At 64.4% G+C, this 23106-nt stretch carries 35 protein-coding genes; all 35 read left to right on the top strand.

The genetic code is table 11. The annotated features are described in order from the left end of the window. The first annotated feature begins 70 nt into the window (after window positions 1-70). The 35 genes from fusA to rplM all read left to right on the top strand — a co-directional run bounded on the left by fusA (window position 71) and on the right by rplM (window position 23072). On the top strand, window positions 71-2194 hold the full coding sequence (gene fusA / locus QU663_RS08680; RefSeq protein WP_021611040.1) for an elongation factor G: 2124 nt from the start codon (window positions 71-73) through the stop codon (window positions 2192-2194). Window positions 2195-2342: 148 nt separating this feature from the next. Then, entirely contained in the window at window positions 2343-3530 is a 1188-nt protein-coding gene (gene tuf, locus QU663_RS08675; protein ID WP_021611041.1) for an elongation factor Tu, read from the top strand. A gap of 600 nt (window positions 3531-4130) precedes the next feature. Continuing rightward, window positions 4131-4439, top strand: coding sequence for a 30S ribosomal protein S10 (gene rpsJ / locus QU663_RS08670; protein ID WP_003790631.1), 309 nt, complete (start codon window positions 4131-4133; stop codon window positions 4437-4439). 11 nt (window positions 4440-4450) lie between these two features. Next, window positions 4451-5116 (top strand): 50S ribosomal protein L3, encoded by a 666-nt coding sequence (rplC, locus tag QU663_RS08665; protein ID WP_009058547.1) that lies wholly within the window; start codon window positions 4451-4453, stop codon window positions 5114-5116. Between the two features lie 2 nt (window positions 5117-5118). Beyond that, on the top strand, window positions 5119-5763 hold the full coding sequence (rplD, locus tag QU663_RS08660; protein ID WP_034480451.1) for a 50S ribosomal protein L4: 645 nt from the start codon (window positions 5119-5121) through the stop codon (window positions 5761-5763). After that, window positions 5760-6065, top strand: a complete 306-nt coding sequence (gene rplW / locus QU663_RS08655) for a 50S ribosomal protein L23 (RefSeq protein WP_009058549.1) — start codon at window positions 5760-5762, stop codon at window positions 6063-6065. The genes rplD and rplW overlap by 4 nt, the downstream gene beginning before the upstream one ends. A 22-nt stretch (window positions 6066-6087) precedes the next feature. Then, window positions 6088-6924, top strand: coding sequence for a 50S ribosomal protein L2 (gene rplB / locus QU663_RS08650; protein ID WP_009058541.1), 837 nt, complete (start codon window positions 6088-6090; stop codon window positions 6922-6924). 16 nt (window positions 6925-6940) lie between these two features. Continuing rightward, window positions 6941-7222, top strand: a complete 282-nt coding sequence (rpsS, locus tag QU663_RS08645; RefSeq protein WP_003790621.1) for a 30S ribosomal protein S19 — start codon at window positions 6941-6943, stop codon at window positions 7220-7222. Window positions 7223-7251: 29 nt separating this feature from the next. Further along, complete coding sequence (rplV, locus tag QU663_RS08640) at window positions 7252-7623, top strand: 50S ribosomal protein L22 (protein ID WP_003790620.1); 372 nt, start codon at window positions 7252-7254, stop codon at window positions 7621-7623. 1 nt (window position 7624) lies between these two features. Continuing rightward, the gene (gene rpsC / locus QU663_RS08635; protein ID WP_009058540.1) at window positions 7625-8434 is read left to right on the top strand and encodes a 30S ribosomal protein S3; all 810 of its coding nucleotides are present in this window, start codon (window positions 7625-7627) and stop codon (window positions 8432-8434) included. Between the two features lie 5 nt (window positions 8435-8439). Next, window positions 8440-8859 carry a 50S ribosomal protein L16 gene (gene rplP, locus QU663_RS08630; RefSeq protein ID WP_009058543.1) on the top strand — a complete coding sequence of 140 codons (420 nt, stop codon included), beginning with the start codon at window positions 8440-8442 and terminating at the stop codon, window positions 8857-8859. After that, complete coding sequence (rpmC, locus tag QU663_RS08625; RefSeq protein ID WP_003790613.1) at window positions 8859-9092, top strand: 50S ribosomal protein L29; 234 nt, start codon at window positions 8859-8861, stop codon at window positions 9090-9092. Before rplP ends, rpmC begins: the two co-directional genes overlap by 1 nt. A 5-nt stretch (window positions 9093-9097) precedes the next feature. Beyond that, window positions 9098-9364, top strand: a complete 267-nt coding sequence (gene rpsQ, locus QU663_RS08620) for a 30S ribosomal protein S17 (RefSeq protein ID WP_003790611.1) — start codon at window positions 9098-9100, stop codon at window positions 9362-9364. 88 nt (window positions 9365-9452) lie between these two features. Next, a complete protein-coding gene (rplN, locus tag QU663_RS08615) occupies window positions 9453-9821 on the top strand; it encodes a 50S ribosomal protein L14 (protein WP_003790609.1) in 369 nt (122 codons plus the stop codon). Between the two features lie 3 nt (window positions 9822-9824). Beyond that, on the top strand, window positions 9825-10256 hold the full coding sequence (rplX, locus tag QU663_RS08610; RefSeq protein ID WP_009058554.1) for a 50S ribosomal protein L24: 432 nt from the start codon (window positions 9825-9827) through the stop codon (window positions 10254-10256). 2 nt (window positions 10257-10258) lie between these two features. After that, window positions 10259-10804 (top strand): 50S ribosomal protein L5, encoded by a 546-nt coding sequence (gene rplE, locus QU663_RS08605; protein ID WP_009058550.1) that lies wholly within the window; start codon window positions 10259-10261, stop codon window positions 10802-10804. Window positions 10805-10807: 3 nt separating this feature from the next. Continuing rightward, window positions 10808-10993 carry a type Z 30S ribosomal protein S14 gene (locus QU663_RS08600; RefSeq protein WP_003790603.1) on the top strand — a complete coding sequence of 62 codons (186 nt, stop codon included), beginning with the start codon at window positions 10808-10810 and terminating at the stop codon, window positions 10991-10993. A gap of 62 nt (window positions 10994-11055) precedes the next feature. Next, window positions 11056-11454 (top strand): 30S ribosomal protein S8, encoded by a 399-nt coding sequence (gene rpsH / locus QU663_RS08595; RefSeq protein WP_009054660.1) that lies wholly within the window; start codon window positions 11056-11058, stop codon window positions 11452-11454. 15 nt (window positions 11455-11469) lie between these two features. Further along, window positions 11470-12012 carry a 50S ribosomal protein L6 gene (rplF, locus tag QU663_RS08590; RefSeq protein WP_009058561.1) on the top strand — a complete coding sequence of 181 codons (543 nt, stop codon included), beginning with the start codon at window positions 11470-11472 and terminating at the stop codon, window positions 12010-12012. Then, window positions 12012-12383 carry a 50S ribosomal protein L18 gene (rplR, locus tag QU663_RS08585; protein ID WP_009649074.1) on the top strand — a complete coding sequence of 124 codons (372 nt, stop codon included), beginning with the start codon at window positions 12012-12014 and terminating at the stop codon, window positions 12381-12383. The genes rplF and rplR overlap by 1 nt, the downstream gene beginning before the upstream one ends. A gap of 28 nt (window positions 12384-12411) precedes the next feature. Next, the gene (gene rpsE / locus QU663_RS08580) at window positions 12412-13101 is read left to right on the top strand and encodes a 30S ribosomal protein S5 (RefSeq protein WP_009054680.1); all 690 of its coding nucleotides are present in this window, start codon (window positions 12412-12414) and stop codon (window positions 13099-13101) included. Next, window positions 13101-13286, top strand: a complete 186-nt coding sequence (gene rpmD / locus QU663_RS08575) for a 50S ribosomal protein L30 (protein WP_016460322.1) — start codon at window positions 13101-13103, stop codon at window positions 13284-13286. The genes rpsE and rpmD overlap by 1 nt, the downstream gene beginning before the upstream one ends. 2 nt (window positions 13287-13288) lie before the next feature. Beyond that, complete coding sequence (rplO, locus tag QU663_RS08570) at window positions 13289-13753, top strand: 50S ribosomal protein L15 (protein WP_021611043.1); 465 nt, start codon at window positions 13289-13291, stop codon at window positions 13751-13753. Window positions 13754-14009: 256 nt separating this feature from the next. After that, the gene (secY, locus tag QU663_RS08565; RefSeq protein ID WP_021611044.1) at window positions 14010-15302 is read left to right on the top strand and encodes a preprotein translocase subunit SecY; all 1293 of its coding nucleotides are present in this window, start codon (window positions 14010-14012) and stop codon (window positions 15300-15302) included. After that, window positions 15299-15874: an adenylate kinase gene (locus tag QU663_RS08560; protein ID WP_009058555.1), complete on the top strand. Its 576-nt coding sequence runs from the start codon at window positions 15299-15301 to the stop codon at window positions 15872-15874. Before secY ends, QU663_RS08560 begins: the two co-directional genes overlap by 4 nt. Window positions 15875-15877: 3 nt before the next feature. Continuing rightward, window positions 15878-16786: a M24 family metallopeptidase gene (locus QU663_RS08555; RefSeq protein ID WP_021611045.1), complete on the top strand. Its 909-nt coding sequence runs from the start codon at window positions 15878-15880 to the stop codon at window positions 16784-16786. Window positions 16787-17567: 781 nt separating this feature from the next. After that, the gene (infA, locus tag QU663_RS08550; RefSeq protein ID WP_003790580.1) at window positions 17568-17789 is read left to right on the top strand and encodes a translation initiation factor IF-1; all 222 of its coding nucleotides are present in this window, start codon (window positions 17568-17570) and stop codon (window positions 17787-17789) included. Between the two features lie 40 nt (window positions 17790-17829). Continuing rightward, window positions 17830-17943 carry a 50S ribosomal protein L36 gene (gene rpmJ, locus QU663_RS08545; RefSeq protein ID WP_003790577.1) on the top strand — a complete coding sequence of 38 codons (114 nt, stop codon included), beginning with the start codon at window positions 17830-17832 and terminating at the stop codon, window positions 17941-17943. Between the two features lie 148 nt (window positions 17944-18091). After that, window positions 18092-18466, top strand: coding sequence for a 30S ribosomal protein S13 (rpsM, locus tag QU663_RS08540; protein ID WP_005872704.1), 375 nt, complete (start codon window positions 18092-18094; stop codon window positions 18464-18466). Window positions 18467-18527: 61 nt separating this feature from the next. Then, complete coding sequence (gene rpsK, locus QU663_RS08535) at window positions 18528-18938, top strand: 30S ribosomal protein S11 (RefSeq protein ID WP_009057967.1); 411 nt, start codon at window positions 18528-18530, stop codon at window positions 18936-18938. Window positions 18939-19062: 124 nt separating this feature from the next. Next, complete coding sequence (locus QU663_RS08530) at window positions 19063-20058, top strand: DNA-directed RNA polymerase subunit alpha (RefSeq protein ID WP_009057952.1); 996 nt, start codon at window positions 19063-19065, stop codon at window positions 20056-20058. A gap of 43 nt (window positions 20059-20101) precedes the next feature. After that, window positions 20102-20686: a 50S ribosomal protein L17 gene (gene rplQ, locus QU663_RS08525; RefSeq protein ID WP_021611048.1), complete on the top strand. Its 585-nt coding sequence runs from the start codon at window positions 20102-20104 to the stop codon at window positions 20684-20686. Window positions 20687-20770: 84 nt separating this feature from the next. Beyond that, entirely contained in the window at window positions 20771-21520 is a 750-nt protein-coding gene (locus QU663_RS08520) for an ROK family protein (RefSeq protein WP_021611049.1), read from the top strand. Continuing rightward, window positions 21517-22425 carry a tRNA pseudouridine(38-40) synthase TruA gene (gene truA / locus QU663_RS08515; protein WP_021611050.1) on the top strand — a complete coding sequence of 303 codons (909 nt, stop codon included), beginning with the start codon at window positions 21517-21519 and terminating at the stop codon, window positions 22423-22425. Before QU663_RS08520 ends, truA begins: the two co-directional genes overlap by 4 nt. A 203-nt stretch (window positions 22426-22628) precedes the next feature. Next, a complete protein-coding gene (rplM, locus tag QU663_RS08510) occupies window positions 22629-23072 on the top strand; it encodes a 50S ribosomal protein L13 (RefSeq protein WP_009057965.1) in 444 nt (147 codons plus the stop codon). Window positions 23073-23106 lie beyond the last annotated feature (34 nt).

Raw genomic sequence — 23106 nt, 5'->3', positions numbered from 1 at the left:
AGGCCTGGGCAACCGGGCCTCGTCTCACGCAGCAAGAACACCCATTACTTCGAACGAAGGAACCACACTCGTGGCACTAGAGGTGCTGACGGATCTCAACAAGGTCCGCAACATTGGCATCATGGCTCACATCGATGCCGGCAAGACGACCGTGACGGAACGCATCCTGTTCTACACGGGCATCAACTACAAGATCGGCGAGACGCACGATGGCGCCTCGACGACCGACTGGATGGAACAGGAAAAGGAACGCGGCATCACGATTACGTCCGCCGCCGTCACCTCTTTCTGGAACGGTAACCAGATCAACATCATCGACACCCCCGGTCACGTTGACTTCACCGTTGAGGTTGAGCGCTCGCTGCGCGTCCTCGACGGCGCCGTCGCCGTGTTCGACGGCAAGGAGGGCGTTGAGCCCCAGTCCGAGACCGTGTGGCGTCAGGCCGACAAGTACGACGTCCCGCGTATCTGCTTCATCAACAAGATGGACAAGATGGGCGCCGACTTCTACTTCTCGGTTGGTACCATTCGCGACCGCCTGCACGCGACCCCGATCGTCATGCAGCTCCCGATGGGCGCCGAGAACGACTTCGTTGGCAACATCGACCTGCTGACCATGGAGGCCCTGACCTACCCGGCCAAGGACGACAAGGGCAACGACACGCTCGGCTCCATCGTCGAGCGCGGCCCCATCCCGGAGGAGTACCAGGAGCAGGCCGAGGAGTACCGCGAGGCACTCGTTGAGGCCGCCGCCGAGGGCTCCGACGAGCTGACCGAGGCGTACCTGGAGAACGGCGAGCTCACGCTCGAGCAGATCAAGGAAGGCATCCGCCTCCTGACCATCTCCTCGCGCGCGTTCCCCGTCTACTGCGGTACCGCTCTGCGCAACATGGGCGTGCAGCCCGTCCTCGACGCCGTCGTGGACTTCCTGCCCTCCCCGCTCGACATCGGCGACGTTCACGGCTTCCTCCCCGGCTCTGAGACCGAGGAAGAGACCGAGGTTCGTAAGCCCGACGAAAAGGAGCCCTTCTCGGCTCTGGCGTTCAAGATCGCCGCTCACCCCTTCTACGGCAAGCTCACCTTCATCCGCGTGTACTCCGGTAAGGTCGAGTCCGGCTCCCAGGTCCTCAACTCGACCAAGGGCAAGAAGGAGCGCATCGGCAAGATCTTCCAGATGCACTCCAACAAGGAGAACCCCGTCGACGTGGCACACGCTGGCCACATCTACGCGGTGATCGGCCTCAAGGACACCACGACCGGTGACACGCTGTGCGCGATCGACAAGCCGATCGTCCTCGAGTCGATGACCTTCCCCGCCCCCGTTATCCAGGTCGCCGTCGAGCCCAAGTCGAAGGCCGACCAGGAGAAGATGGGCGTCGCCATCCAGAAGCTGGCGGAAGAGGACCCGACGTTCACCGTCGAGCTCGACGCCGAGACCGGCCAGACCATCATCGGTGGTATGGGTGAGCTCCACCTCGACATCATCGTCGACCGTATGCGTCGCGAGTTCAAGGTCGAGGCCAACGTGGGTAACCCGATGGTTGCCTACCGCGAGACCATCCGCAAGGCGGTCGAGAAGTACGAGTACACGCACAAGAAGCAGACTGGTGGTTCCGGCCAGTTCGCGCGTGTCATCATCGCCCTGGAGCCCCTCCCGGCCGACTCCGAGGAAGAGTACATGTTCGAGGACAAGGTCACCGGTGGCCGCGTTCCTCGCGAGTACATCCCGTCGGTTGACGCGGGCATCAAGGACGCCATGCAGTCCGGCGTTCTCGCCGGCTACCCGATGGTCGACATCAAGGCCACGCTGCTGGACGGCGCCTACCACGAGGTTGACTCCTCCGAAATGGCGTTCAAGGTTGCTGGCTCGATGGCGCTGAAGGAAGCCGCCAAGAAGGCGAACCCCGTCCTCCTCGAGCCGATCATGGCCGTCGAGGTTCGTACTCCCGAGGAGTACATGGGCGACGTCATCGGCGACCTCAACTCCCGTCGTGGCCAGATCTCCTCGATGGATGAGCAGCACGGCGTCCGCGTCGTCAAGGCTCAGGTGCCGCTGTCCGAGATGTTCGGATACGTGGGCGACCTGCGCTCCAAGACGCAGGGCCGCGCTGTCTACTCCATGGAGTTCGACAGCTACGCCGAGGTTCCGCGCGCGGTCGCGGATGAGATCGTCGGCAAGTCTCGGGGCAACTGAGTCCCACCGGGGGCTCGTGGGGCAGGGTGACCTGCCCCTGCGAGCCGCCTCACACACAAGTAAACCCAGTAGGTCTCAAGCCCCAGTGGTGTTAAGCTGACACCTAGCCGTAGGCTGAGAATATCTACCCGAGTCCAGGAGGACACAAGTGGCGAAGGCCAAGTTTGAGCGCACCAAGCCGCACGTCAACATCGGCACGATTGGTCACGTTGACCACGGCAAGACGACGCTGACGGCAGCTATCACCAAGGTGCTGCACGACAAGTACCCCGATCTGAACGAGTACACCCCCTTCGATCAGGTCGACAACGCTCCCGAGGAGCGCGATCGTGGCATCACGATCAACGTCTCCCACGTCGAGTACCAGACCGAGAAGCGTCACTACGCTCACGTTGACGCCCCCGGCCACGCTGACTACGTCAAGAACATGATCACCGGCGCTGCCCAGATGGACGGCGCGATCCTCGTGGTCGCCGCCACCGACGGCCCCATGGCCCAGACCCGCGAGCACGTCCTGCTCGCCCGTCAGGTCGGCGTCCCCACCATCCTCATCGCCCTCAACAAGTCCGACATGGTCGACGACGAGGAAATGATGGAACTGGTCGAGGAAGAGTGCCGCGACCTGCTCGAGTCCCAGGACTTCGACCGCGACGCCCCGATCATCCAGGTGTCCGCTCTCAAGGCCCTCGAGGGCGACCCGGAGTGGGTTGCCAAGGTCGAGGAGCTCATGGACGCGGTGGATACCTACATCCCCACCCCCGAGCGCGACATGGACAAGCCCTTCCTCATGCCGATCGAGGACGTCTTCACGATCACCGGTCGTGGCACCGTCGTCACCGGTCGTGTTGAGCGTGGCAAGCTGCCCATCAACTCCGAGGTCGAGATCCTCGGTATCCGTGAGCCCCAGAAGACCACGGTTACCGGCATCGAGATGTTCCACAAGTCCATGGACGAGGCCTGGGCTGGCGAGAACTGTGGTCTGCTCCTCCGTGGCACCAAGCGCGACGAGGTCGAGCGCGGCCAGGTTGTGGCCGTCCCCGGCTCCATCACGCCCCACACCGAGTTCGAGGGCCAGGTCTACATCCTCAAGAAGGAAGAGGGCGGCCGCCACAACCCCTTCTTCTCGAACTACCGTCCGCAGTTCTACTTCCGTACCACGGACGTGACCGGCGTCATCACCCTCCCCGAGGGCACCGACATGGTCATGCCTGGCGACACCACCGAGATCTCCGTTGAGCTGATTCAGCCCATCGCCATGGAGCCCGGCCTCGGCTTCGCTATCCGTGAGGGTGGCCGCACCGTTGGTTCCGGTCGTGTCACCAAGATCATCAAGTGAATCACCTGCTGAGTTCTACTCAGATATGATTCGCTGCTGATCCAGCGGCATTGAGGGCCCCGCCTCTTGTTAGAGGCGGGGCCCTTCGCTGTTATCGGTGGTTCGGATAACCCGATGCGCGGCATCGTTGGTGCGCGCAGCGCGTGCCACCGGTCTGTGAGCTCTGTGACCACCGTGAGGGGAGTGGTCCCTGTTGATCCACGCAACACCGCGTACTCGCGCGGCTGTGCCACGGCCTCGTCCCTTCGTTGTGACCAATGCCCGGTTGCGACACGCCCGAGTGCGGGGTACGGTAGTTTCTTGGTGACGGTCGGGCTGCCATGTGTAGCCCCGGCCCGAACTGTCGCCACTCTGTCGGTGGTTTCACATGCGAGAACGGCTCCCTGGGTTTGTACTCGCGGGTGGAACTCTGACAGAATGGCACGGATGCCCCAGCGTCTCTGGGGTGGTCCATGCGTGCCATCACGCATGGATCGGGCAATATGCCCAAGATCTTTGGACAAGACGTCGGTCCATCGCGAGCAATCGCGAGCACAACGGCTGCGACACGCCCGAGTGCGGGGACCGGCGGCGAATCTGTACGAGAAGAGGTAAGACGGCATGGCGGGACAGAAGATCCGCATCCGGCTCAAGTCGTATGACCACGAGGTCATCGACAGCTCCGCGCGCAAGATCGTGGACACCGTACAGCGTGCTGGCGCCACGGTCGTGGGCCCGGTGCCGCTGCCGACCGAGAAGAACGTGTTCGTCGTTATTCGGTCGCCCCACAAGTACAAGGACAGCCGCGAGCACTTTGAAATGCGCACGCACAAGCGGCTCATCGACATCATCGACCCGACCCCCAAGGCCGTCGACTCGCTCATGCGCCTCGACCTGCCTGCGGACGTCAACATCGAGATCAAGCTCTGAGGACATCTGCAATGACTAACAAGAAGCAGCACGCTGCTGCGCCCATCAAGGCGCTGCTCGGCCGCAAGATCGGCATGACCCAGGTGTGGGACGCCGACGGCCACCTCGTGCCCCTGACTGTCGTGCAGGTCGGCACCAACGTCGTCACCCAGGTTCGCACCGAAGAGGTCGACGGCTACTCCGCTATCCAGCTTGGCTTCGGCGAGATCGACTCCCGTAAGGTCACCAAGCCCCTGCAGGGCCACTTCGAGAAGGCCGGGGTTGCCCCCCGTCGCCACCTCGCCGAGGTCCGCACCTCCGAGCACGACTCCTACGAGCTCGGCCAGGAACTCGACGCCGCCACCTTCGAGGCAGGCCAGTCCGTCGACGTTTCCGGCACCACCAAGGGCAAGGGCTTCGCCGGCGTCATGAAGCGTCACGGCTTCGCCGGCGTTTCCGCCTCCCACGGTGCGCACCGCAACCACCGCAAGCCCGGTTCCATCGGCGCCTGCGCAACCCCCGGTCGCATCTTCAAGGGCCTGCGCATGGCCGGCCGCATGGGTGGCAACCGTCGTACTGTTCAGAACCTGACGATCCAGGCCGTGGACACCGAGAAGGGCCTGCTGCTCATCAGCGGCGCCATCCCGGGCCCCAAGAACGGCGTGGTCCTGGTTCGCTCCTCCGTGAAGGGTGCGTGATCATGGCTGACGATCGTAACGTCGACGTCATCGACCTCGAGGGCAAGAAGGCGGGCTCCGTCGTCCTCCCCGGGTCCATCTTTGACGTTCCCACCAACATTCCGCTGATGCACCAGGTTGTCGTCGCACAGCTTGCGGCCGCCCGTCAGGGCACGCACGCGACGAAGACCCGCGGTGAGGTCGCTGGCGGCGGCAAGAAGCCGTTCCGTCAGAAGGGCACCGGTAACGCCCGCCAGGGCTCCATCCGTGCGCCTCACTTCACCGGTGGCGGCATCGTCCACGGCCCTCAGCCGCGTGACTACGACCAGCGCACCCCCAAGAAGATGAAGCAGGGCGCCCTGCGCTCCGCTCTGTCCGACCGTGCGCGCGCCGACCGCATCCACGTTGTCACCGCCCTGTTCGAAGGCGACAAGCCCTCGACCAAGGCCGCTCTCGCCGCCCTGCGCGCGATCGTCGAGGACCGTCAGGCTCTCGTCGTCCTCGAGCGTGGCAACGAACTGACCGCGCTGTCCCTGCGCAACGTTCCCGAGGTTCACGTCCTGTGGGCCGACCAGCTGAACACGTACGACGTCCTGGACGCCGACGACATCGTCTTCACGCAGGCCGCCCTTGAGTCCTTCCTCGGTACCAAGGAGGAGACCAAGTGAGCACGATCGAAGCGGGTAAGAACCCCCGCGACATCATCCTGAAGCCGGTCACCACCGAGAAGTCGCTCGCCCTCATGGACCTGGGCAAGTACACCTTCGAGGTTGACCCCCGCGCGAACAAGACCGAGATCAAGATTGCCCTGGAGCGTATCTTCAGCGTCAAGATCGGTTCCATCGCGACCCAGAACCGCAAGGGCAAGACCTACCGCACCCGCAACGGGATCGGTAAGCGCAAGGACGTCAAGCGTGCCATCGTCACCGTGCGTGAGGGCACCATCGACATCTTCGGCGATCAGGCCTGAGGACCGAAGGGACATTTGAACAATGGGAATTCGCAAGTACAAGCCCACGACTCCGGGCCGTCGCTTCTCGTCCGTCTCTGACTTCGTCGAGATCACGCGCGACACCCCCGAGAAGTCGCTGCTGCGCCCGCTGCACAAGACCGGTGGCCGTAACAACAACGGCCGCGTGACCTCCCGCCACCGCGGCGGCGGCCACAAGCGCCAGTACCGCGTGATCGACTTCCGTCGTCACGACAAGGACGGCGTCCCGGCGACGGTCGCTCACATCGAGTACGACCCCAACCGCACGGCCCGCATCGCCCTCCTGCACTACGCGGACGGCGAGAAGCGCTACATCCTCGCTCCGACCGGCCTCAAGCAGGGCGATCACATCGAGGCTGGCGTTGGCGCTGACATCAAGCCCGGCAACTCGCTGCAGCTGCGCAACATCCCCCTGGGTACCGTTGTGCACGCCGTCGAGCTCTACCCCGGCGGCGGCGCCAAGATCGCCCGCTCCGCCGGCACCTCCGTGCAGCTCGTCGCTAAGGAAGGCCGCTTCGCCCAGCTGCGTATGCCCTCCGGCGAGATCCGCAACGTCGAGGCCACCTGCCGCGCCACCATCGGCGAGGTCGGCAACGCCGAGCAGTCGAACATCAACTGGGGCAAGGCCGGCCGTATGCGCTGGAAGGGCAAGCGCCCGCACGTCCGTGGTGTCGTCATGAACCCGGTTGATCACCCGCACGGCGGTGGTGAAGGCCGCACGTCCGGTGGTCGTCACCCCGTGTCGCCTTGGGGCAAGCCCGAGGGCCGCACGCGTCGTCCGAAGAAGGCGTCCGATCGTCTGATCGTCCGCCGTCGCAAGACCGGCAAGAACCGCTGAGTAGGAGTCGATTGAAATGCCGCGTAGTTTGAAGAAGGGCCCGTTCGTCGACGACCACCTGCTCAAGAAGGTCGACGCCGCGAACGAATCCGGCTCGAAGAACGTCATCAAGACCTGGTCGCGTCGCTCGGTCATCACCCCGGACTTCCTGGGCCTGACCATCGCCGTCCACGACGGCCGTAAGCATGTGCCCGTTTTCGTCACCGAGTCGATGGTGGGCCACAAGCTCGGAGAGTTCGCTCCCACGCGCACTTTCCGCAGCCACGACAAGGACGATCGTAAGGGACGTCGGCGCTGAGCCGGCCCCACGGAAGAAGAGGCAGATACATGGAAGCCAAGGCGCAGGCGCGTTTCATCCGCGTCACGCCCCAGAAGTCCCGCCGTGTTGTGAACGAGGTTCGCGGCAAGCGTGTTCTGGAGGCCGCCGACATTCTGCGGTTCGCCCCGCAGGCCGTCGCCACCGATGTCCGCAAGGTGCTGCTGAGCGCAGTCGCCAACTCGAAGGTCAAGGCTGAGAACGCCGGCGAGACCTTCAACGAGGCCGATCTGCTCGTGCTCGAAGCATACGTGGACGAGGGCCCGACCATGAAGCGCATCCGTCCCCGTGCTCAGGGACGCGCCGGTCGTATCCTCAAGCGCACCTCCCACATCACCATCGTGGTGGGGACCAAGGAAGACAAGAAGAAGGGAGACCGCTGATATGGGTCAGAAGGTTAACCCCCGCGGGTTCCGTCTGGGAATCACCACTGACCACCGGTCTCGCTGGTTCTCCGACTCCACCACCAAGGGACAGCGCTACGCGGACTACGTGGCGGAAGACGTCGCGATCCGCAAGTTCCTGACCGACAACCTCGAGCGTGCCGGCATCGCTGAGGTGAGCATCGAGCGCACGCGTGACCGCGTTCGCGTCGACCTGCACACCGCTCGCCCGGGCATTGTCATCGGTCGCCGTGGCGCCGAGGCCGACCGCCTGCGCGTCCAGCTCGAAAAGCTGACGGGCAAGCAGGTTCAGCTCAACATCCTCGAGGTGAAGAACCCCGATCTCGAAGCGCAGCTCGTTGCGCAGGGCATCGCCGAGCAGCTCGCTGCCCGCGTGTCCTTCCGTCGTGCGATGCGTAAGGGCATCCAGTCCGCGCAGCGCGCCGGCGCCAAGGGCATTCGTGTCCAGGTGTCCGGCCGCCTGGGTGGCGCCGAAATGTCCCGCTCCGAGTTCTACCGCGAGGGCCGCGTGCCGCTGCACACCCTCCGCGCGAACATCGACTACGGATTCCACGAGGCCCGTACGACCTTCGGTCGCATCGGCGTCAAGGTGTGGATCTACAAGGGCGACATCACCGAGCGCGAGTTCGCTCGCCAGCAGGCCGAGCAGGCCCAGCGTGGCGGCCGCCGCGATGGCCGCCGTGGCCCCCGCCGCGGTGGACGCCCCAACCAGGAGACCGCTTCGCAGCAGGCTCCCCGTGAGGCAACCGCCTCCGAGGCCGCTGCGCCCACGACCGGATCGGAGGCCTGAGCCCAATGCTCATTCCCCGTCGGACTAAGTACCGCAAGCAGCACCGTCCTCACCGCACTGGCTTTGCCTCCGGTGGCACCGAACTGGCGTTCGGCGACTACGGCATCCAGGCGCTCGAGAGTGCGTACATCACCAACCGTCAGATTGAGGCGGCTCGTATCGCCGTGACTCGTCACATCAAGCGTGGCGGTAAGGTCTGGATCAACATCTTCCCGGACCGCCCGCTGACCAAGAAGCCCGCCGAAACCCGAATGGGTTCCGGTAAGGGTGCTCCGGAGTGGTGGGTTGCCCCCGTCAAGCCCGGACGTGTCATGTTCGAGCTGGCAGGCGTCCCGGAGGAGCTCGCTCGCGAGGCCCTCAGCCGTGCCCAGCACAAGCTTCCTATCAAGACCCGCTTCGTGGTCCGAGAGGGTGGTGACATCTGATGGCAGATAAGGGTCTGACCACCGAGCAGCTCGACGCCATGGACAACTCCCAGCTGTCCAAGGAGCTCGAGAAGGCTAAGGCAGAGCTGTTCAACCTGCGTTTCGCGCAGGCCGTTGGCAACCTCGAGGATCACGGTCGCATGAAGACCGTGCGCCGCGACATTGCCCGGATCTACACCATCGCGCGTGAGCGGGAGCTTGGCTACCGCACCGCCCCGAGCACTGAGGAGTGAGCCTGATGGCAGAAACCACCGCTCGTAACGAGCGTAAGGTCCGTCGCGGCTACGTCGTCAGCGACAAGATGGACAAGACCGTTGTCGTCCAGATCGAGGACCGCGTCAAGCACGCCCTCTACGGCAAGGTCATGCGCAAGAACAAGAAGGTCAAGGTTCACGACGAGCACAACGAGTGCGGCGTCGGCGATCTCGTCCTCATCATGGAGACCCGCCCGCTGTCGGCCACCAAGCGCTGGCGCGTTGTGGAGATCCTCGAAAAGGCGAAGTGACCTTCGCTCACAGACCGAAATCCGTTCGGCAAGGCTCGACCGGTACAATCCGGAAGAGAACCGGCACGACGACAGGAGTCAATAGAAAATGATCCAGCAGGAGTCGCGACTGAAGGTCGCCGACAACACAGGGGCCAAGGAGATCCTGACCATCCGTGTTCTCGGTGGCTCGGGTCGGCGCTACGCGGGTATCGGCGACACGATCGTCGCCACCGTGAAGGACGCCATCCCCGGCGGCAACGTCAAGAAGGGCGAAGTCGTCAAGGCAGTGATCGTTCGCACGCGTAAGGAAACCCGCCGCCCCGACGGTTCCTACATTCGTTTCGACGAGAATGCGGCCGTCATCATCAACAACAATGGCGAGCCGCGTGGCACGCGTATCTTCGGCCCCGTGGGCCGCGAGCTGCGCGACAAGAAGTTCATGCGTATCGTCTCCCTCGCTCCGGAGGTGATCTGATCCATGGCAGCCAAGATTCGTAAGAATGACCTCGTCGAGGTCGTTCGCGGACGCACGTCCGACGAGAAGGCGCTGGCCAAGCGCAACGCCCGCCGCGCCGAGGAGGGCCTCGAGCCCTTGAAGCCCGGCGACAAGGGCAAGCAGGGCCGCGTCATCCAGGTGTTCCCGGCCGAGGGCAAGGTCCTCGTCGAGGGCATCAACCTGAAGACGCGCCACGTGCGCCAGGGCCAGCAGGGCAGCGCCGGCGGCATCGAGACCATCGAAGCCCCCATCGCCCTGTCCAAGGTCGCTCTGGTCGACCCCGAGACCAAGAAGCGCGTTCGCGTCGGTTTCCGCGAGGACACCGTTGAGCGTGGCGGCCGCACCCGCACCGTCCGAGTCCGCGTGGCCCGTGGCGGCGCGAAGCGCGGCGTTGAGCAGGGCAAGGAGATCTGAGCATGGCCCCGCGTCTGAAGGAAAAGTACGTCTCCGAGATCCGCGAGGCGCTCCGTGCTGAGTTCAAGCACGAGAACGTCATGCAGGTCGGCGGACTGACGAAGATTGTCGTCAACATGGGTGTCGGCGAGGCCGCTCGCGACTCGAAGGCACTCGAGGGAGCTATCCGCGACCTCACCGCGATCACCGGCCAGAAGCCCGTGACCACCCGCGCCAAGAAGTCCATCGCGCAGTTCAAGCTGCGTGAGGGCCAGGCGATCGGTGCTCACGTCACGCTTCGCGGCGACCGCATGTGGGAGTTCCTGGACCGCCTCCTCTCGACGGCGCTTCCCCGTATCCGTGACTTCCGCGGACTGTCCTCCAAGCAGTTCGATGGTCACGGTAACTACACCTTCGGTCTCACGGAACAGTCGATGTTCCACGAGATCGACCAGGACTCGATCGACCGAGTGCGCGGCATGGACATCACGGTTGTCACCTCGGCCACCACCGACGAAGAGGGTCGCGCCCTTCTGCGTCACCTCGGCTTCCCGTTCAAGGAGGACTGACCCATGGCCAAGACATCCCTGAAGGTCAAGGCTGCCCGCAAGCCGAAGTTCGGCGTGCGTGCCTACACCCGGTGCAACCGTTGCGGCCGTCCGCACTCGGTGTACCGCAAGTTCGGACTGTGCCGCGTGTGCCTGCGCGAGCTCGCCCACCGTGGCGAACTCCCCGGTGTCACCAAGAGCAGCTGGTAAAACGAACGTCGCAGGTCCCGGCTAACCGGAGAAACCGCGACGAGGAAGGGGAATAAACCCCCATGACAATGACAGACCCGATTGCAGATATGCTGACGCGTCTGCGCAACGCGAATCGTGCGCACCACGATGCGGTCTCCATGCCGTACTCGAAGCTCAAGAACGCGATTGCGAACATCCTGGTCGAGGAAGGCTACATTGCCTCGACCTCCGTCGAGGATGCCCGCGTGGGCAAGACCCTGACGATCAACCTGAAGTACGGCTCGCACCGTGAGGCTGCGATCCAGGGGCTCAAGCGCGTGTCCAAGCCCGGTCTGCGCGTGTATGCCAAGTCCACCAACCTGCCCAAGGTCCGCGGCGGCCTCGGCGTGGCGATCCTGTCCACGTCCTCCGGCCTGCTCACTGACCGCCAGGCAGCCGAGAAGGGTGTGGGTGGGGAAGTCCTCGCCTACATCTGGTGATGAGGAGGCTGAACAATGTCGCGAATTGGTAAGAACCCCATCGCTATCCCCGCCGGCGTCGACGTCGTGATCGACGGCCAGAACGTGACCGTGAAGGGCCCCAAGGGTACCCTCAGCCACGTTGTCGCCGAGCCGATCACCGCGAAGATCGACGAAGGCCAGGTTGTCGTCGAGCGACCGAACGACGAGCGCACCTCGCGTTCGCTCCACGGACTGTCCCGCACCCTGATCGCCAACATGATCGTTGGCGTGACCGAGGGCTACAAGAAGGATCTCGAGATCACGGGTACCGGTTACCGCGTGGTCGCCAAGGGCAAGGACCTTGAGTTCTCCCTGGGCTTCTCCCACACGATCACCATCACCCCGCCCGAGGGCATCGAGTTCACGATCGCTCCGAAGTCCCAGACGCTGTTCACGGTGTCCGGAATCGACAAGCAGCTCGTCGGTGAGACCGCTGCTCGCATCCGCAAGCTGAAGAAGCCTGAGCCCTACAAGGGCAAGGGCATCCACTACGTGGGCGAGACCATCCGTCGCAAGGTCGGAAAGGCTGGTAAGTGATGGCTTACTCGATCAAGGGCAAGGGCAAGTTCGTCGCTCGCAAGCGCCGTCACCTCCGCCTCCGCAAGAAGATCAACGGCACGCCCGAGCGTCCCCGTCTGGTCGTCACCCGTTCGAACCGCCACATGGTGGCTCAGGTTATCGACGATACGGTTGGCCACACCCTGGTGTCTGCCTCCGACATCGAGGCCGACGTCGCTGGCGCCGAGGGCACGAAGACCGACAAGGCTCGCAAGGTCGGCGCGCTGATCGCCGAGCGTGCGAAGGCCGCCGGTATCTCCGCTGTCGTCTTCGACCGTGGTGGTAACAAGTACGCAGGTCGCGTTGCGGCCGTTGCCGAGGCCGCCCGTGAGGGCGGACTCGAGCTGTGAACGAGCCGAAAGAAAGAGAGATCATCTGATGGCTGCACAGCAGCGAGACAGGAACGGTTCGGGCGCGGGCGAGAACAACGATCGCCGTGAGCGCCGCTCCGGCCGCGGCAACGATCGCGATAACCGCCGGAACAACGAGAACAAGAACGAGTACATCGAGCGCGTCGTGACGATCAACCGCGTCTCCAAGGTCGTGAAGGGTGGACGTCGTTTCTCCTTCACCGCCCTGGTTGTCGTGGGTGACGGCGAAGGCACGGTGGGCGTCGGCTACGGAAAGGCCAAGGAAGTTCCCCAGGCCATTTCCAAGGGCGTCGAGGAGGCGAAGAAGAACTTCTTCCGCGTCCCGATGATCCGCCGCACGATTACGCACGTGGTGCAGGGCCGCGATACCGCCGGTATCGTCCTGCTCCGTCCGGCCGCCCCCGGTACCGGCGTTATCGCCGGTGGCCCGGTGCGCGCCGTCCTGGAGGCCGCGGGCGTCCACGACGTGCTCACCAAGTCGCTGGGCTCGTCCAACGCGATCAACATCGTCCACGCGACGGTTGACGCACTTAAGCAACTCGAGCAGCCCGAGGCTGTCGCCGCTCGTCGCGGCCTGCCCCTCGAGCGCGTTGCTCCTGCGTCCATGCTGCGCGCTCGCGCAGAGGGCGAGGCTGAGAAGCGCGCGGCTGCCGAGGCCGCCGAGGCCGATAAGGCCGCTGCAGGGGAGGCTAAGTGATGGCGAAGAACATCAAGATCACGCAGGTCAAGTCCTCTGCTCACGCGAAGCAGAACATGAAGGACACGCTGCGCACCCTCGGGCTGCGCAAGATCGGCCAGAGTGTCGTGCGTGAGCAGACGGACGCCGTTCTGGGCGCCGTTCGCACCGTGCGTCACCTGGTGACCGCTGAGGAGGTCGACTGACAATGGCGGACTCCACGAAGAAGACGCAGATCGTTAAGCTGCACCACCTGCGTCCTGCCCCCGGAGCCAAGACCGCGAAGACCCGCGTGGGTCGCGGTGAGGGTTCGAAGGGTAAGACCGCTGGCCGTGGCACCAAGGGCACCAAGGCCCGTTACCAGGTTGCTGCCGGCTTCGAGGGTGGCCAGATGCCGATCCACATGCGTCTGCCGAAGCTTCGCGGCTTCAAGAACCCCTTCCGCGTTGAGTACCAGGTCGTGAACGTTGGCAAGCTCGGGGAGCTCTTCCCCGAGGGCGGCAAGGTCACGGTTGAGGATCTCATCGCCAAGCACGCCGTTCGCGATTCCGCGCCCGTCAAGGTGCTCGGTAACGGCGAGCTGAGCGTCAAGCTCGAGGTTGAGGTCGACTCCTGGTCGTCCTCCGCCGAGGCAAAGATCACTGCCGCTGGCGGTTCCATCTCGGCCCGCTGAGGTGAGACGGGGGTGGTCCTTCATGGACCACCCCCGTTGTCTTTGCCGTCTTTCGCCTGATGAGCGTTGTCAAACAGCCGTGTTGAGGTGAAAGACTTGCGCCCTGTTCGTGGGCGCGCCGCGCGCCGCGCGTCGTTAAATACGCGGTCGAGCGTATCTATTAATGATTGGATCTCGCCATTTATTACCCGTGTCGGGTAAGCTAAGTCAGTCTAGGGGCTTTGGCCCCGCTGCCCATCACCCGTAGGAGGAAGCCTTGCTCGGTGCATTTGCCCAGGCGTTCCGTACCCCCGACTTGCGTCGGAAGCTGCTCTTTACCCTGTTCATCATGGCCGTGTTCCGGCTCGGGTCGTTCATTCCGACGCCCGGCGTCGACTCGCAAGCCGTGCAGCGCTGTATGGCGCAGGAGACTCAGGCCTCGCTGCTTGACCTCGTGAACCTCTTCTCGGGTGGTGCGCTGCTTCAGCTGTCGATCTTTGCGCTGGGCATCATGCCCTATATCACGGCGTCGATCATCATTCAGCTGCTGAGGGTCGTCATTCCGCGATTCGACGACCTGCATAAGGAAGGCCAGACCGGTCAGGCCAAGCTCACTCAGTACACGCGCTACCTGACGATCTTCCTGGGTATCCTCCAGGCGACGACGACGATTTCGCTGGCCCGCAGCGGGCAGCTCTTCCAGGCGTGCTCCGAGGACGTTATCCGCGATCGCTCCGTCATGACCTTCATCATGATGATCATCGTCATGATGGCCGGCACCGGCGTCATCATGTGGCTTGGCGAGCTCATCACCGAGCGCGGCATCGGCAACGGCATGTCCCTGCTGATTTTCACCTCGATCGCCGCCCGTCTGCCCGAGCAGCTGCTCTCCATTGGGCAGGCCGGCAAGTGGGGCTCGGTTGCGGCCATCGTGGCGCTCCTTCTTCTCGTCGCCATTGCAGTCGTCTATGTCGAGCAGGCGCAGCGTCGCATCCCGGTGCAGTACGCCAAGCGTATGATCGGCCGTCGTCAGTATGGTGGCACCACCACTTACATCCCCCTCAAGATCAACATGTCCGGCGTTATCCCGGTCATTTTCGCGTCGTCGATCCTGGCCTTGCCTCCGATGATTGCCCAGTTCGGCAAGACCGAGGACGGCTGGGTCCAGTGGATTTCGGCGCACTTCACGCAGGGCTCCTCGTTCTACCTGACGATCTACGCCCTGATGACACTGTTCTTCACCTTCTTCTACACGGCGATCACGTTCAACCCTGACGAGGTCGCGGACAACATGAAGAAGTACGGAGGCTTCATCCCCGGGTACCGTGCGGGCCGTCCCACGGCTGAGTATCTGCGCTACGTGATCAACCGAATCACGTCGGCCGGCGCGCTGTACTTGGTGATCATCGCCCTCCTGCCGTCACTGGCGATCATCCCGCTGAAGCTGTCGAGCTCGCAGATGCCCTTCGGCGGCACGACGCTCCTCATCATCATTGGCGTTGGTCTGCAGACGGTGAAGGAAATCAACACTCAGCTGCAGCAGCATCACTACGAAGGATTCCTGAAATGACAGTTGTCATCCTCCTCGGCCCTCCCGGAGCTGGCAAGGGAACCCAGGCCTCGCGCATCGCCGAGCGCCTGGACATTCCCGCCATCTCGACGGGTGACATCTTCCGTGCGAACATGGCGGAGGGCACGGAGATCGGCAAGCAGGCGCAGGCCTACATGGACCGCGGCGAGTTCGTTCCCGACTCGGTCACGAACGCCATGGTGAAGGCGCGCCTGGCGGCTCCGGATACGGCGAACGGCTTCCTCCTGGACGGCTACCCCCGTTCCGTCGAGCAGGCGCACGTCCTGCGTGACATGCTCTTGGACCTGGGCAAGTCCATCGACGTCGTCCTGGAGATCCAGGTCGACGAGGACGAGGTCGTGGAGCGCATGCTGAAGCGCGCCCAGGAGCAGCACCGCACGGATGATACCGAGCCTGTGATGCGTCACCGCCTCGAGGTCTACCACCAGCAGACGGAGCCCGTGGCGACCTACTACGTCGATCAGGACCTGCTCGAGGTCGTGGACGGTCGCGGCTCCATCGACGAGGTCACGGAGCGCATCTTCGCGATCCTGGACTCGGTGGCGAAGTAAGCGATGCCCCACATCGAGCTTAAGTCTGTCGAGCAGTTGCGCTGGATGCGCGAGGCGGGGCTGGTCGTCGCATCGATCCACGAGTCGTTGCGCGCCGCCGTTCGTCCCGGTATCACGACGCGTGAGCTGGACGAGGTGAGCGCCCAGGCCATTGCCGACGGCGGTGCCACGTCGAATTTCCTCGGCTACTACGGCTACCCGGCGACGGTGTGTATCTCGGTCAATGACGTGATCGTCCACGGTATCCCCGGCGACTACGAGCTGGCTCCTGGCGACATCGTGTCCTTCGACTGCGGCGCGTTCGTCGAACGTGGGGGCAAGCAGTGGCACGGTGACGCGGCGTTTAGCGTGATCGTTGGCGATTCCTTCATTGAGGACGCCGACTTTGCCGCCGGTACCCGCGCGTCGGGCGCGATCGCTGGCGTCGACGGGACGACGCTGCGCGAGCGCCGCGAGCTTGACGCGGTGACTCGCGAATCGTTGTGGGCTGCCCTCGCCGGCCTCGCGACTGGCAAGCGCATTAGCGCCGTCGGCAAGGCGGTCGAGACCGTCGTCGCGGAGAACGCTCTCATCAACGGCTGGGAAGCCGGCATCATCGAGGAGTTCGTCGGCCACGGCATCGGCACCAAGATGCACATGCCTCCGGACGTTCTGAACTACAACGTGCGCGGCATTCAGGCGCGCCTCAAGCCGGGCATGGTTCTGGCGGTCGAGCCGATGTTGACCCGCGGAGACATCGCGTCGAGCACGGATGATGACGAGTGGACGGTGCGCACGATTGACGGCCGCGACGCCGCTCACTGGGAGCATTCGATCGCGATCATGGCGGATGGCGTCAGCGTGCTGACTGCGCGCGACGGGGGAGTGGCAGGCCTGGCGCCCTACGGCGTGACGCCTGTGTCGCTCGACTGAGACCGATGCATTCGGGCCCGGTACCTCTCGTAGGTGCCGGGCCCGCTCGCCGTCTGCGCCGCGAGATTCGCTCGGCGTGTCGGCTCGAAGCCTGGCCAGGCTTATCTCACATGCAGCCCTCGCGTCCTTGAGTCCCCGAGCCCCCACCAATTTCGCATGCAATTCCCCCGCAACTATTTCAAACTTTGAATTCGCAGCGTTGGAATTACAACGTTTTGAGGTTTTATTGAATTTTCAGCCAATCGAATTGCATGCGAAACTTGTGTGGTCGGGCCCTGTGCTCCGGCGAGGGAACTCAACCAGCGAGTTCCTGCAGCCTGCTCGTTAAGTCTGTGTGGCGTGGCTTATGTCCCTGTGGTCCTAGTGATTGGGTGGCGTGAGGCCAGTAGTACCCCGTTCGGAGCTTATCCGGATAGGTTATGTGCATCCGGATAGGTTATTAAGCTATCCAGATCTTCGTTACCTATCCGGATGTTGGTTACCTATCCGGATCCGTGTTGGAGGCAGTGGCCGGTGTGCGCTCGTTTCACACTCCGCGCTGAGGGGCGCAGTGAAGCGCGTTGTGCCCCGGCCTCGTCGTTTCGAGGCGACCAATGACGACGATTTTCTAAAATGTGACGCATTAAACGTGAGCGAACCGACAGGCGTCCCGACTACCGCCCGGGGGTGCCCATGCCGTAGAGTAGTTCCTTGGGCGTATCTGCATGTCATCACCGACTGCATTGCGCCTAGCGGCATCCGCCGCAACCTATCCGAGACATGTAGAGGATAAACGGAGGATATGGCGAAGAAAGACGGCGTCATTGAGATGGAAGGCACGGTCGTTGAGGCCCTGCCTAACGCGATGTTCCGTGTGGAACTGAAGAATGGCCACGTGGTTCTCGGCCATATTGCGGGAAAGATGCGTCAGCACTACATCCGCATCCTGCCCGAGGATCGAGTTGTCGTCGAGCTGAGCCCCTACGACCTCTCCCGAGGCCGTATCGTCTACCGCTACAAGTGACCCGACACAAACTGCCCGACGGGCAGTGGAGGTAACAACCATGAAGGTCAAGCCGAGTGTCAAGAAGATCTGTGACAAGTGCAAGGTGATTCGTCGCCACGGCAACGTCATGGTCATCTGCGACAACCCCAGGCACAAGCAGCGCCAGGGCTGAGGCCCGCTGCGACCCGCGGGGCATCACGCCCCACAGCATCACTCTAAGCGCCCATAAGTGGGCGACCCTCGGTTCGGAGGCCGGGGCCGGGCTGCTCGCCCGGACTGAGCGATGACGACCTCCGATGAACAACTGGAGCAACATCACCATGGCACGTATTGCCGGCGTCGACCTCCCCCGCGAAAAGCGGCTCGAGATCGCGCTCACATACATCTACGGAGTCGGCCGCACCCGCGCGGCAGAGACCCTCGCCGCCACCGGCGTCAGCCCGGACACTCGCGTCAAGGACGCGACGGAAGAGGAACTCGTCAAGCTTCGTGACTACATTGAGGCAAACTTCAAGGTTGAGGGTGACCTCCGCCGTGAGGTTCAGGCCGACATTCGTCGCAAGATCGAAATCGGTTCGTACCAGGGCCTTCGCCACCGTCGTGGCCTGCCGGTCCACGGTCAGCGCACCAAGACCAACGCGCGTACCCGCAAGGGCCCCAAGCGCACCGTTGCAGGCAAGAAGAAGGCCAAGTAAGGCCTAGGAGCGCTCATCCCACCGGGATAGCTTTCCGCGACAAGAAGGAACTGAACCAGAAATGGCAGCAGCAAAGACCTCGCGCACGGGCGGTGCCCGCAAGCCGCGTCGCAAGATTTCGAAGAACGTCACCAACGGCCACGCCTACATTAAGTCGACGTTCAACAACACCATCGTTTCCCTCACGGACCCCACGGGCGCGGTTGTCGCCTGGGCGTCCTCCGGCCAGGTTGGCTTCAAGGGTTCGCGTAAGTCCACCCCCTTTGCCGCGCAGCTCGCGGCCGAGGCTGCGGCTCGTCGCGCCCAGGAGCACGGCATGAAGAAGGTTGACGTCTTCGTCAAGGGTCCCGGCTCCGGCCGCGAGACCGCGATCCGCTCCCTGCAGGCCGCCGGCCTGGAGATCGGTTCGATCCAGGACGTCACGCCTCAGGCCTTCAACGGCACTCGCCCGCCGAAGCGCCGCCGCGGCTGACTTGTGGACGGGAGGGCTTTGCCCTCCCCACGTCTGAACCTCACGGTTCACACTCCCTTAGCCTGCTTCAGCAGGTTCCCATATCCGGTGTCATATAGCGGGCACCGGTCAGAAAGGAATAGACGTGCTCATTGCAGAGCGACCCATCCTGACCGAAGAAAAGGTCAGCGACCTGCGCTCCCGTTTCACCCTGGAGCCCCTCGAGCCCGGGTTCGGCTACACGCTGGGTAACTCCCTGCGTCGTACCCTCCTGTCCTCGATCCCGGGTGCAGCGGTGACGTCCATCCGCATCGATGGCGTCCCCCACGAGTTCCGCACGATCGAAGGTGTGAAGGAAGATGTCGCTGAGATCATCCTGAACATCAAGCAGATCGTCCTGTCCAGCGAGAACGACGAGCCTGTCGTCATGTACCTGCGCAAGGCCGGCCCCGGCGAGGTTCTCGCCGGCGACATCACGCCTCCCGCCGGAGTCGAGATCCACAACCCCGACCTTCGCCTCGCCACTCTCAACGAGAAGGGCAAGCTGGAGATCGAGCTGACCGTCGAGCGTGGCCGCGGCTACGTGTCGGCCGCTCAGAACAAGGATCCGCAGGCCGAAATTTCTCGCATTCCGATCGACTCGATCTACTCGCCGGTCGTCAAGGTGACCTACAAGGTCGAGGCGACCCGTGTCGAGCAGCGCACCGACTTTGATCGCCTCGTCATCGACGTGGAGACCAAGGCCGCCATTACCCCGCGCGACGCCCTGGCCTCGGCCGGCAAGACGCTCGTGGAGCTGTTCGGCCTCATGCGTGAACTGAACGAGGAAGCGGAAGGCATCGAGGTGGGCCCGTCCACCACCGACGCCACCCTCGCGGCCGATCTGGCCCTCCCCATCGAGAACCTGAACCTGCAGTCGCGTTCCTACAACGCGCTGCGTCGCCGCGGCATCCTGACCGTCGGCGAGCTGGTTGCTCACTCGGAGGCCGACCTGCTCGACATCCGCAACTTCGGTACCAAGTCGATCGAAGAGATCAAGGAGTCCCTGGCGGCTCTCGGTATGACGCTGAAGGACTCGGTGATGCCGAGCTTCGGCGACTCGGAGTCCGCTGCGATCTTTTCGGACGACCAGTCCATCTGACCCCGTGCGTCCGATGGACGCATTGAATCCGTAGGAGAAACAAATGCCCACCCCCAAGAAGGGTGCTCGTCTGGGCGGTAGCCCGGCACACCAGAAGCTGATTCTGTCGAACCTGGCGGCTCAGCTCATCGAACACCGCGGCCTCACGACCACGGAGGCGAAGGCCAAGATGCTGCGCCCCTACGTCGAGAAGCTCATCACGAAGGCCAAGCGCGGCGACCAGCACGCCCGTCGCACGGTCATGAAGAAGATCCCCAACAAGGGCATCGTCGCGATCCTCTTTGAGGAGCTCGTCCCCGCCATGGATTCCGAGCGCGCCGGCGGCTACACCCGCCTCATCCGCGTCGGCAACCGTAAGGGCGACAACGCTCCCCTGATGCGCATCGAGCTCGTCATGGAGAAGGTCGAGAAGAAGGCCGTCGTCAAGGCCGCCGAGAAGACGGCTGAGAAGGCCGCCGAGGCCAAGGCCGTTGCCGCCGAGGCCGAGGAAGCCGCCGAGGCTGCCGCCGAGCGCGCCGAAGAGGCTCGCGAGGACGGCGATCTGGCCATGGCCAACGAGGCCGAGGAAGTGGCCGCCGAGGCCGGCAAGGCTGCAGACGCCGCCGAGCAGGCCGCCGACGAGAAGTGACGCCAGGTCACTCATCGACTCGAGCAGTGGGCCGGACATCCCGACGGGGTGTCCGGCCCTCGCCGTATCCGGTAGCCTGAAGCCATGACACGTGAGATGACGTTGGCGATTGATTGCGGTGGCGGAGGCATCAAAGGGTCCGTCGTGGACGAGCGGGGCACGATGATTGCGCCGCCTCACAGGGTTCCGACCCCGTACCCGCTGCCGCCCGAGCTCCTCGTCGATACGGCCGTCGGCCTCGCCCGCGAGCTCCCAGCGGCGACGCGCGTCACGATGGGGATGCCGGGGATGATCCGCCACGGGGTCGTCATCGCGACCCCGCATTACATCACGCGCGACGGACCGCGCTCGCGCGTGCTGCCTGAGCTGGTGGAACGCTGGGATCACTTCGACATGGGCAGCGCGATCGAGCAGGCACTCGGCTTGCCCACGAAGGTCCTCAACGACGCTGAGGTCGCCGGCGCGGGCGCAATCACGGGACGAGGCCTCGAAATGATCATCACCCTGGGCACCGGCTTGGGGAACGCGGTGTTCGACGGCGGGCAGCTCGCACCCCACGTTGAGGTCTCCCAGGGGCCCGTGCGCTGGGGCCTGACCTACGACGACTACATCGGCGAGCACGAGCGCCTGCGCCTCGGTGACGTGCACTGGTCGCGCCGCGTTCGCCGCGTCGTCGACGGCCTGCGGCCCATGTACATGTGGGATCGCCTGTATCTGGGCGGCGGCAACTCGAAGCGCATCACGGCCTCGAACCTGCGCCTCATGGGCGATGACGTGATCGTCGTGCCCAACGATGCGGGCATCATCGGCGGCGTGCGGGCGTGGGAGCTGTGAGCGCACGGCGCCTGCGCCTGGACCTCGGCTACGACGGCACCGACTTTCGCGGGTGGGCCGCCCAGCCCGGCCTGCGTACAGTCCAGGGCGAGATCGAGGCGGCTCTCGCCATGGCTTCGCGCGAGGAGATCACGACGACGGTCGCCGGGCGCACCGACGCGGGCGTGCACGCCCGCCACCAGGTCTGTCACCTCGACGTTAGTGACGAGGCCTGGGCGCGGCTTGCCCCCAGGGGAGGGGAGAGCGCGGACGCGGCCACGGCCTCGTCCATCGTGCGCAGGCTCAACAAGATCCTCTCGGGGCGCTACGGTGAACGCGCGCGTGGGCGTGACCTGCCGGCCGCGCGCGGCACGTGCGACGTGCGCATCTACTCGGCGGCCGTCGTCGACCCGAGCTTCGACGCGCGCTTCTCCGCGCTTGGGCGCTCCTACGCCTACCGGGTGTCAGACCGTCCCGAGCCGCTCGGGCGCTGGGATCGCCTCTGGGTCGAGGACCCGCTCGACGAGGCGGCGATGAACGAGGCCGGGGCCGCCCTCCTCGGGGAACACGACTTTCTCGGGTTCTGCCGCCCGCGCGAGGGGGCCACGACGATCCGGACGCTGCGTGCTCTGCGCGCCGAGCGCGAGTCGGAGGGCACCCTCGTCTTCACCGTCGAGGCCGACGCCTTTTGTCACTCGATGGTGCGCTCCCTCGTCGGCGCCCTCCTCCTGGTGGGCTCCGGCGCGCGCGACACCGACTACCCGGCCCAGATCCTGCGCGCCCGCTCGCGCTCCCAGGCCGCGCCCATCGCGCCCGCTCATGGGCTCACCCTCGAAGGCGTCGACTACCCCGATCCCTCCCAGTGGGGTGCCCGCGCGCTCCAGACCCGGTCCAGGCGCGACACCTGCTGCGGCGACGACAGCTGAGGAATGTAACACAGTAGCCGCCGCCCTTTGACCCTCGGCCCGCGTGCCGATAATATGGCTAGTGCTGTGCGTCAGCAGAGTACCTAGTGTCTCCCACTCGCTAGGAGCACTCGCCGACGCCTCGCGCGAACCGTTTCATCGCGGATGCCCCCGGAAAAACCGGCGCGGCGTCCCATGACCAACAAGAATTGAAGGTTACGCCCGTGCGCACCTATTCACCCAAGCCTGGGGACGCGGACAAGAAGTGGTACGTCATTGACGCCACCGACGTCGTCCTCGGTCGCCTGGCAGCCCAGACCGCTGCCCTCCTCCGTGGGAAGCACAAGCCGACGTTCGCCCCTCACATGGACATGGGCGACAACGTCATCATCATCAACGCGGACAAGGTTGCCCTCACCGGCAAGAAGCTCGACCAGAAGATGGCTTACCGTCACTCCGGTCGTCCCGGCGGCCTGACCGCGACCGCTTACCGTGACCTCCTCGCCGCGGCGCCCGAGCGCGCCGTCGAGAAGGCCGTTAAGGGCATGCTTCCTCACAACTCCCTCGGCCGCGCGCAGTTCAAGAAGCTGCACGTTTACGCTGGCCCGGAGCACCCCCACGCCGGCCAGTCGCCGGTTCCCTACGAACTGACCCAGGTCGCTCAGTGACCGTGCGGGTCGCTGAACGCCTTTTACACTGAGG

Origin of the sequence: Schaalia sp. HMT-172, from assembly GCF_030644365.1 — a bacterium.
Taxonomy (GTDB): Bacteria; Actinomycetota; Actinomycetes; order Actinomycetales; family Actinomycetaceae; genus Pauljensenia.
Note: the sequence above shows the minus strand (reverse complement) of the source record. Positions and strands in the feature narration are given on the sequence as shown.

What these genes read in the sequence shown, in the direction of transcription:
- rplQ (WP_021611048.1), top strand. Translation starts at nt 20,102, where the DNA reads ATGCCCACCCCCAAGAAGGGTGCTCGTCTGGGCGGTAGCCCGGCACAC.
- rpsQ (WP_003790611.1), top strand. Translation starts at nt 9,098, where the DNA reads ATGGCAGAAACCACCGCTCGTAACGAGCGTAAGGTCCGTCGCGGCTAC.
- QU663_RS08520 (WP_021611049.1), top strand. Translation starts at nt 20,771, where the DNA reads ATGACACGTGAGATGACGTTGGCGATTGATTGCGGTGGCGGAGGCATC.
- QU663_RS08600 (WP_003790603.1), top strand. Translation starts at nt 10,808, where the DNA reads ATGGCCAAGACATCCCTGAAGGTCAAGGCTGCCCGCAAGCCGAAGTTC.
- rplX (WP_009058554.1), top strand. Translation starts at nt 9,825, where the DNA reads ATGGCAGCCAAGATTCGTAAGAATGACCTCGTCGAGGTCGTTCGCGGA.
- rplO (WP_021611043.1), top strand. Translation starts at nt 13,289, where the DNA reads ATGGCGGACTCCACGAAGAAGACGCAGATCGTTAAGCTGCACCACCTG.
- QU663_RS08560 (WP_009058555.1), top strand. Translation starts at nt 15,299, where the DNA reads ATGACAGTTGTCATCCTCCTCGGCCCTCCCGGAGCTGGCAAGGGAACC.
- rplR (WP_009649074.1), top strand. Translation starts at nt 12,012, where the DNA reads ATGGCTTACTCGATCAAGGGCAAGGGCAAGTTCGTCGCTCGCAAGCGC.
- rpsM (WP_005872704.1), top strand. Translation starts at nt 18,092, where the DNA reads ATGGCACGTATTGCCGGCGTCGACCTCCCCCGCGAAAAGCGGCTCGAG.
- rplE (WP_009058550.1), top strand. Translation starts at nt 10,259, where the DNA reads ATGGCCCCGCGTCTGAAGGAAAAGTACGTCTCCGAGATCCGCGAGGCG.
- infA (WP_003790580.1), top strand. Translation starts at nt 17,568, where the DNA reads ATGGCGAAGAAAGACGGCGTCATTGAGATGGAAGGCACGGTCGTTGAG.
- rpsK (WP_009057967.1), top strand. Translation starts at nt 18,528, where the DNA reads ATGGCAGCAGCAAAGACCTCGCGCACGGGCGGTGCCCGCAAGCCGCGT.
- rpsJ (WP_003790631.1), top strand. Translation starts at nt 4,131, where the DNA reads ATGGCGGGACAGAAGATCCGCATCCGGCTCAAGTCGTATGACCACGAG.
- rplD (WP_034480451.1), top strand. Translation starts at nt 5,119, where the DNA reads ATGGCTGACGATCGTAACGTCGACGTCATCGACCTCGAGGGCAAGAAG.
- rplP (WP_009058543.1), top strand. Translation starts at nt 8,440, where the DNA reads ATGCTCATTCCCCGTCGGACTAAGTACCGCAAGCAGCACCGTCCTCAC.
- rplV (WP_003790620.1), top strand. Translation starts at nt 7,252, where the DNA reads ATGGAAGCCAAGGCGCAGGCGCGTTTCATCCGCGTCACGCCCCAGAAG.
- rplF (WP_009058561.1), top strand. Translation starts at nt 11,470, where the DNA reads ATGTCGCGAATTGGTAAGAACCCCATCGCTATCCCCGCCGGCGTCGAC.
- rplB (WP_009058541.1), top strand. Translation starts at nt 6,088, where the DNA reads ATGGGAATTCGCAAGTACAAGCCCACGACTCCGGGCCGTCGCTTCTCG.
- rpsH (WP_009054660.1), top strand. Translation starts at nt 11,056, where the DNA reads ATGACAATGACAGACCCGATTGCAGATATGCTGACGCGTCTGCGCAAC.
- rpsE (WP_009054680.1), top strand. Translation starts at nt 12,412, where the DNA reads ATGGCTGCACAGCAGCGAGACAGGAACGGTTCGGGCGCGGGCGAGAAC.
- rpsS (WP_003790621.1), top strand. Translation starts at nt 6,941, where the DNA reads ATGCCGCGTAGTTTGAAGAAGGGCCCGTTCGTCGACGACCACCTGCTC.
- rpmJ (WP_003790577.1), top strand. Translation starts at nt 17,830, where the DNA reads ATGAAGGTCAAGCCGAGTGTCAAGAAGATCTGTGACAAGTGCAAGGTG.
- rplN (WP_003790609.1), top strand. Translation starts at nt 9,453, where the DNA reads ATGATCCAGCAGGAGTCGCGACTGAAGGTCGCCGACAACACAGGGGCC.
- rplC (WP_009058547.1), top strand. Translation starts at nt 4,451, where the DNA reads ATGACTAACAAGAAGCAGCACGCTGCTGCGCCCATCAAGGCGCTGCTC.
- rpmC (WP_003790613.1), top strand. Translation starts at nt 8,859, where the DNA reads ATGGCAGATAAGGGTCTGACCACCGAGCAGCTCGACGCCATGGACAAC.
- rpsC (WP_009058540.1), top strand. Translation starts at nt 7,625, where the DNA reads ATGGGTCAGAAGGTTAACCCCCGCGGGTTCCGTCTGGGAATCACCACT.
- rpmD (WP_016460322.1), top strand. Translation starts at nt 13,101, where the DNA reads ATGGCGAAGAACATCAAGATCACGCAGGTCAAGTCCTCTGCTCACGCG.
- QU663_RS08555 (WP_021611045.1), top strand. Translation starts at nt 15,878, where the DNA reads ATGCCCCACATCGAGCTTAAGTCTGTCGAGCAGTTGCGCTGGATGCGC.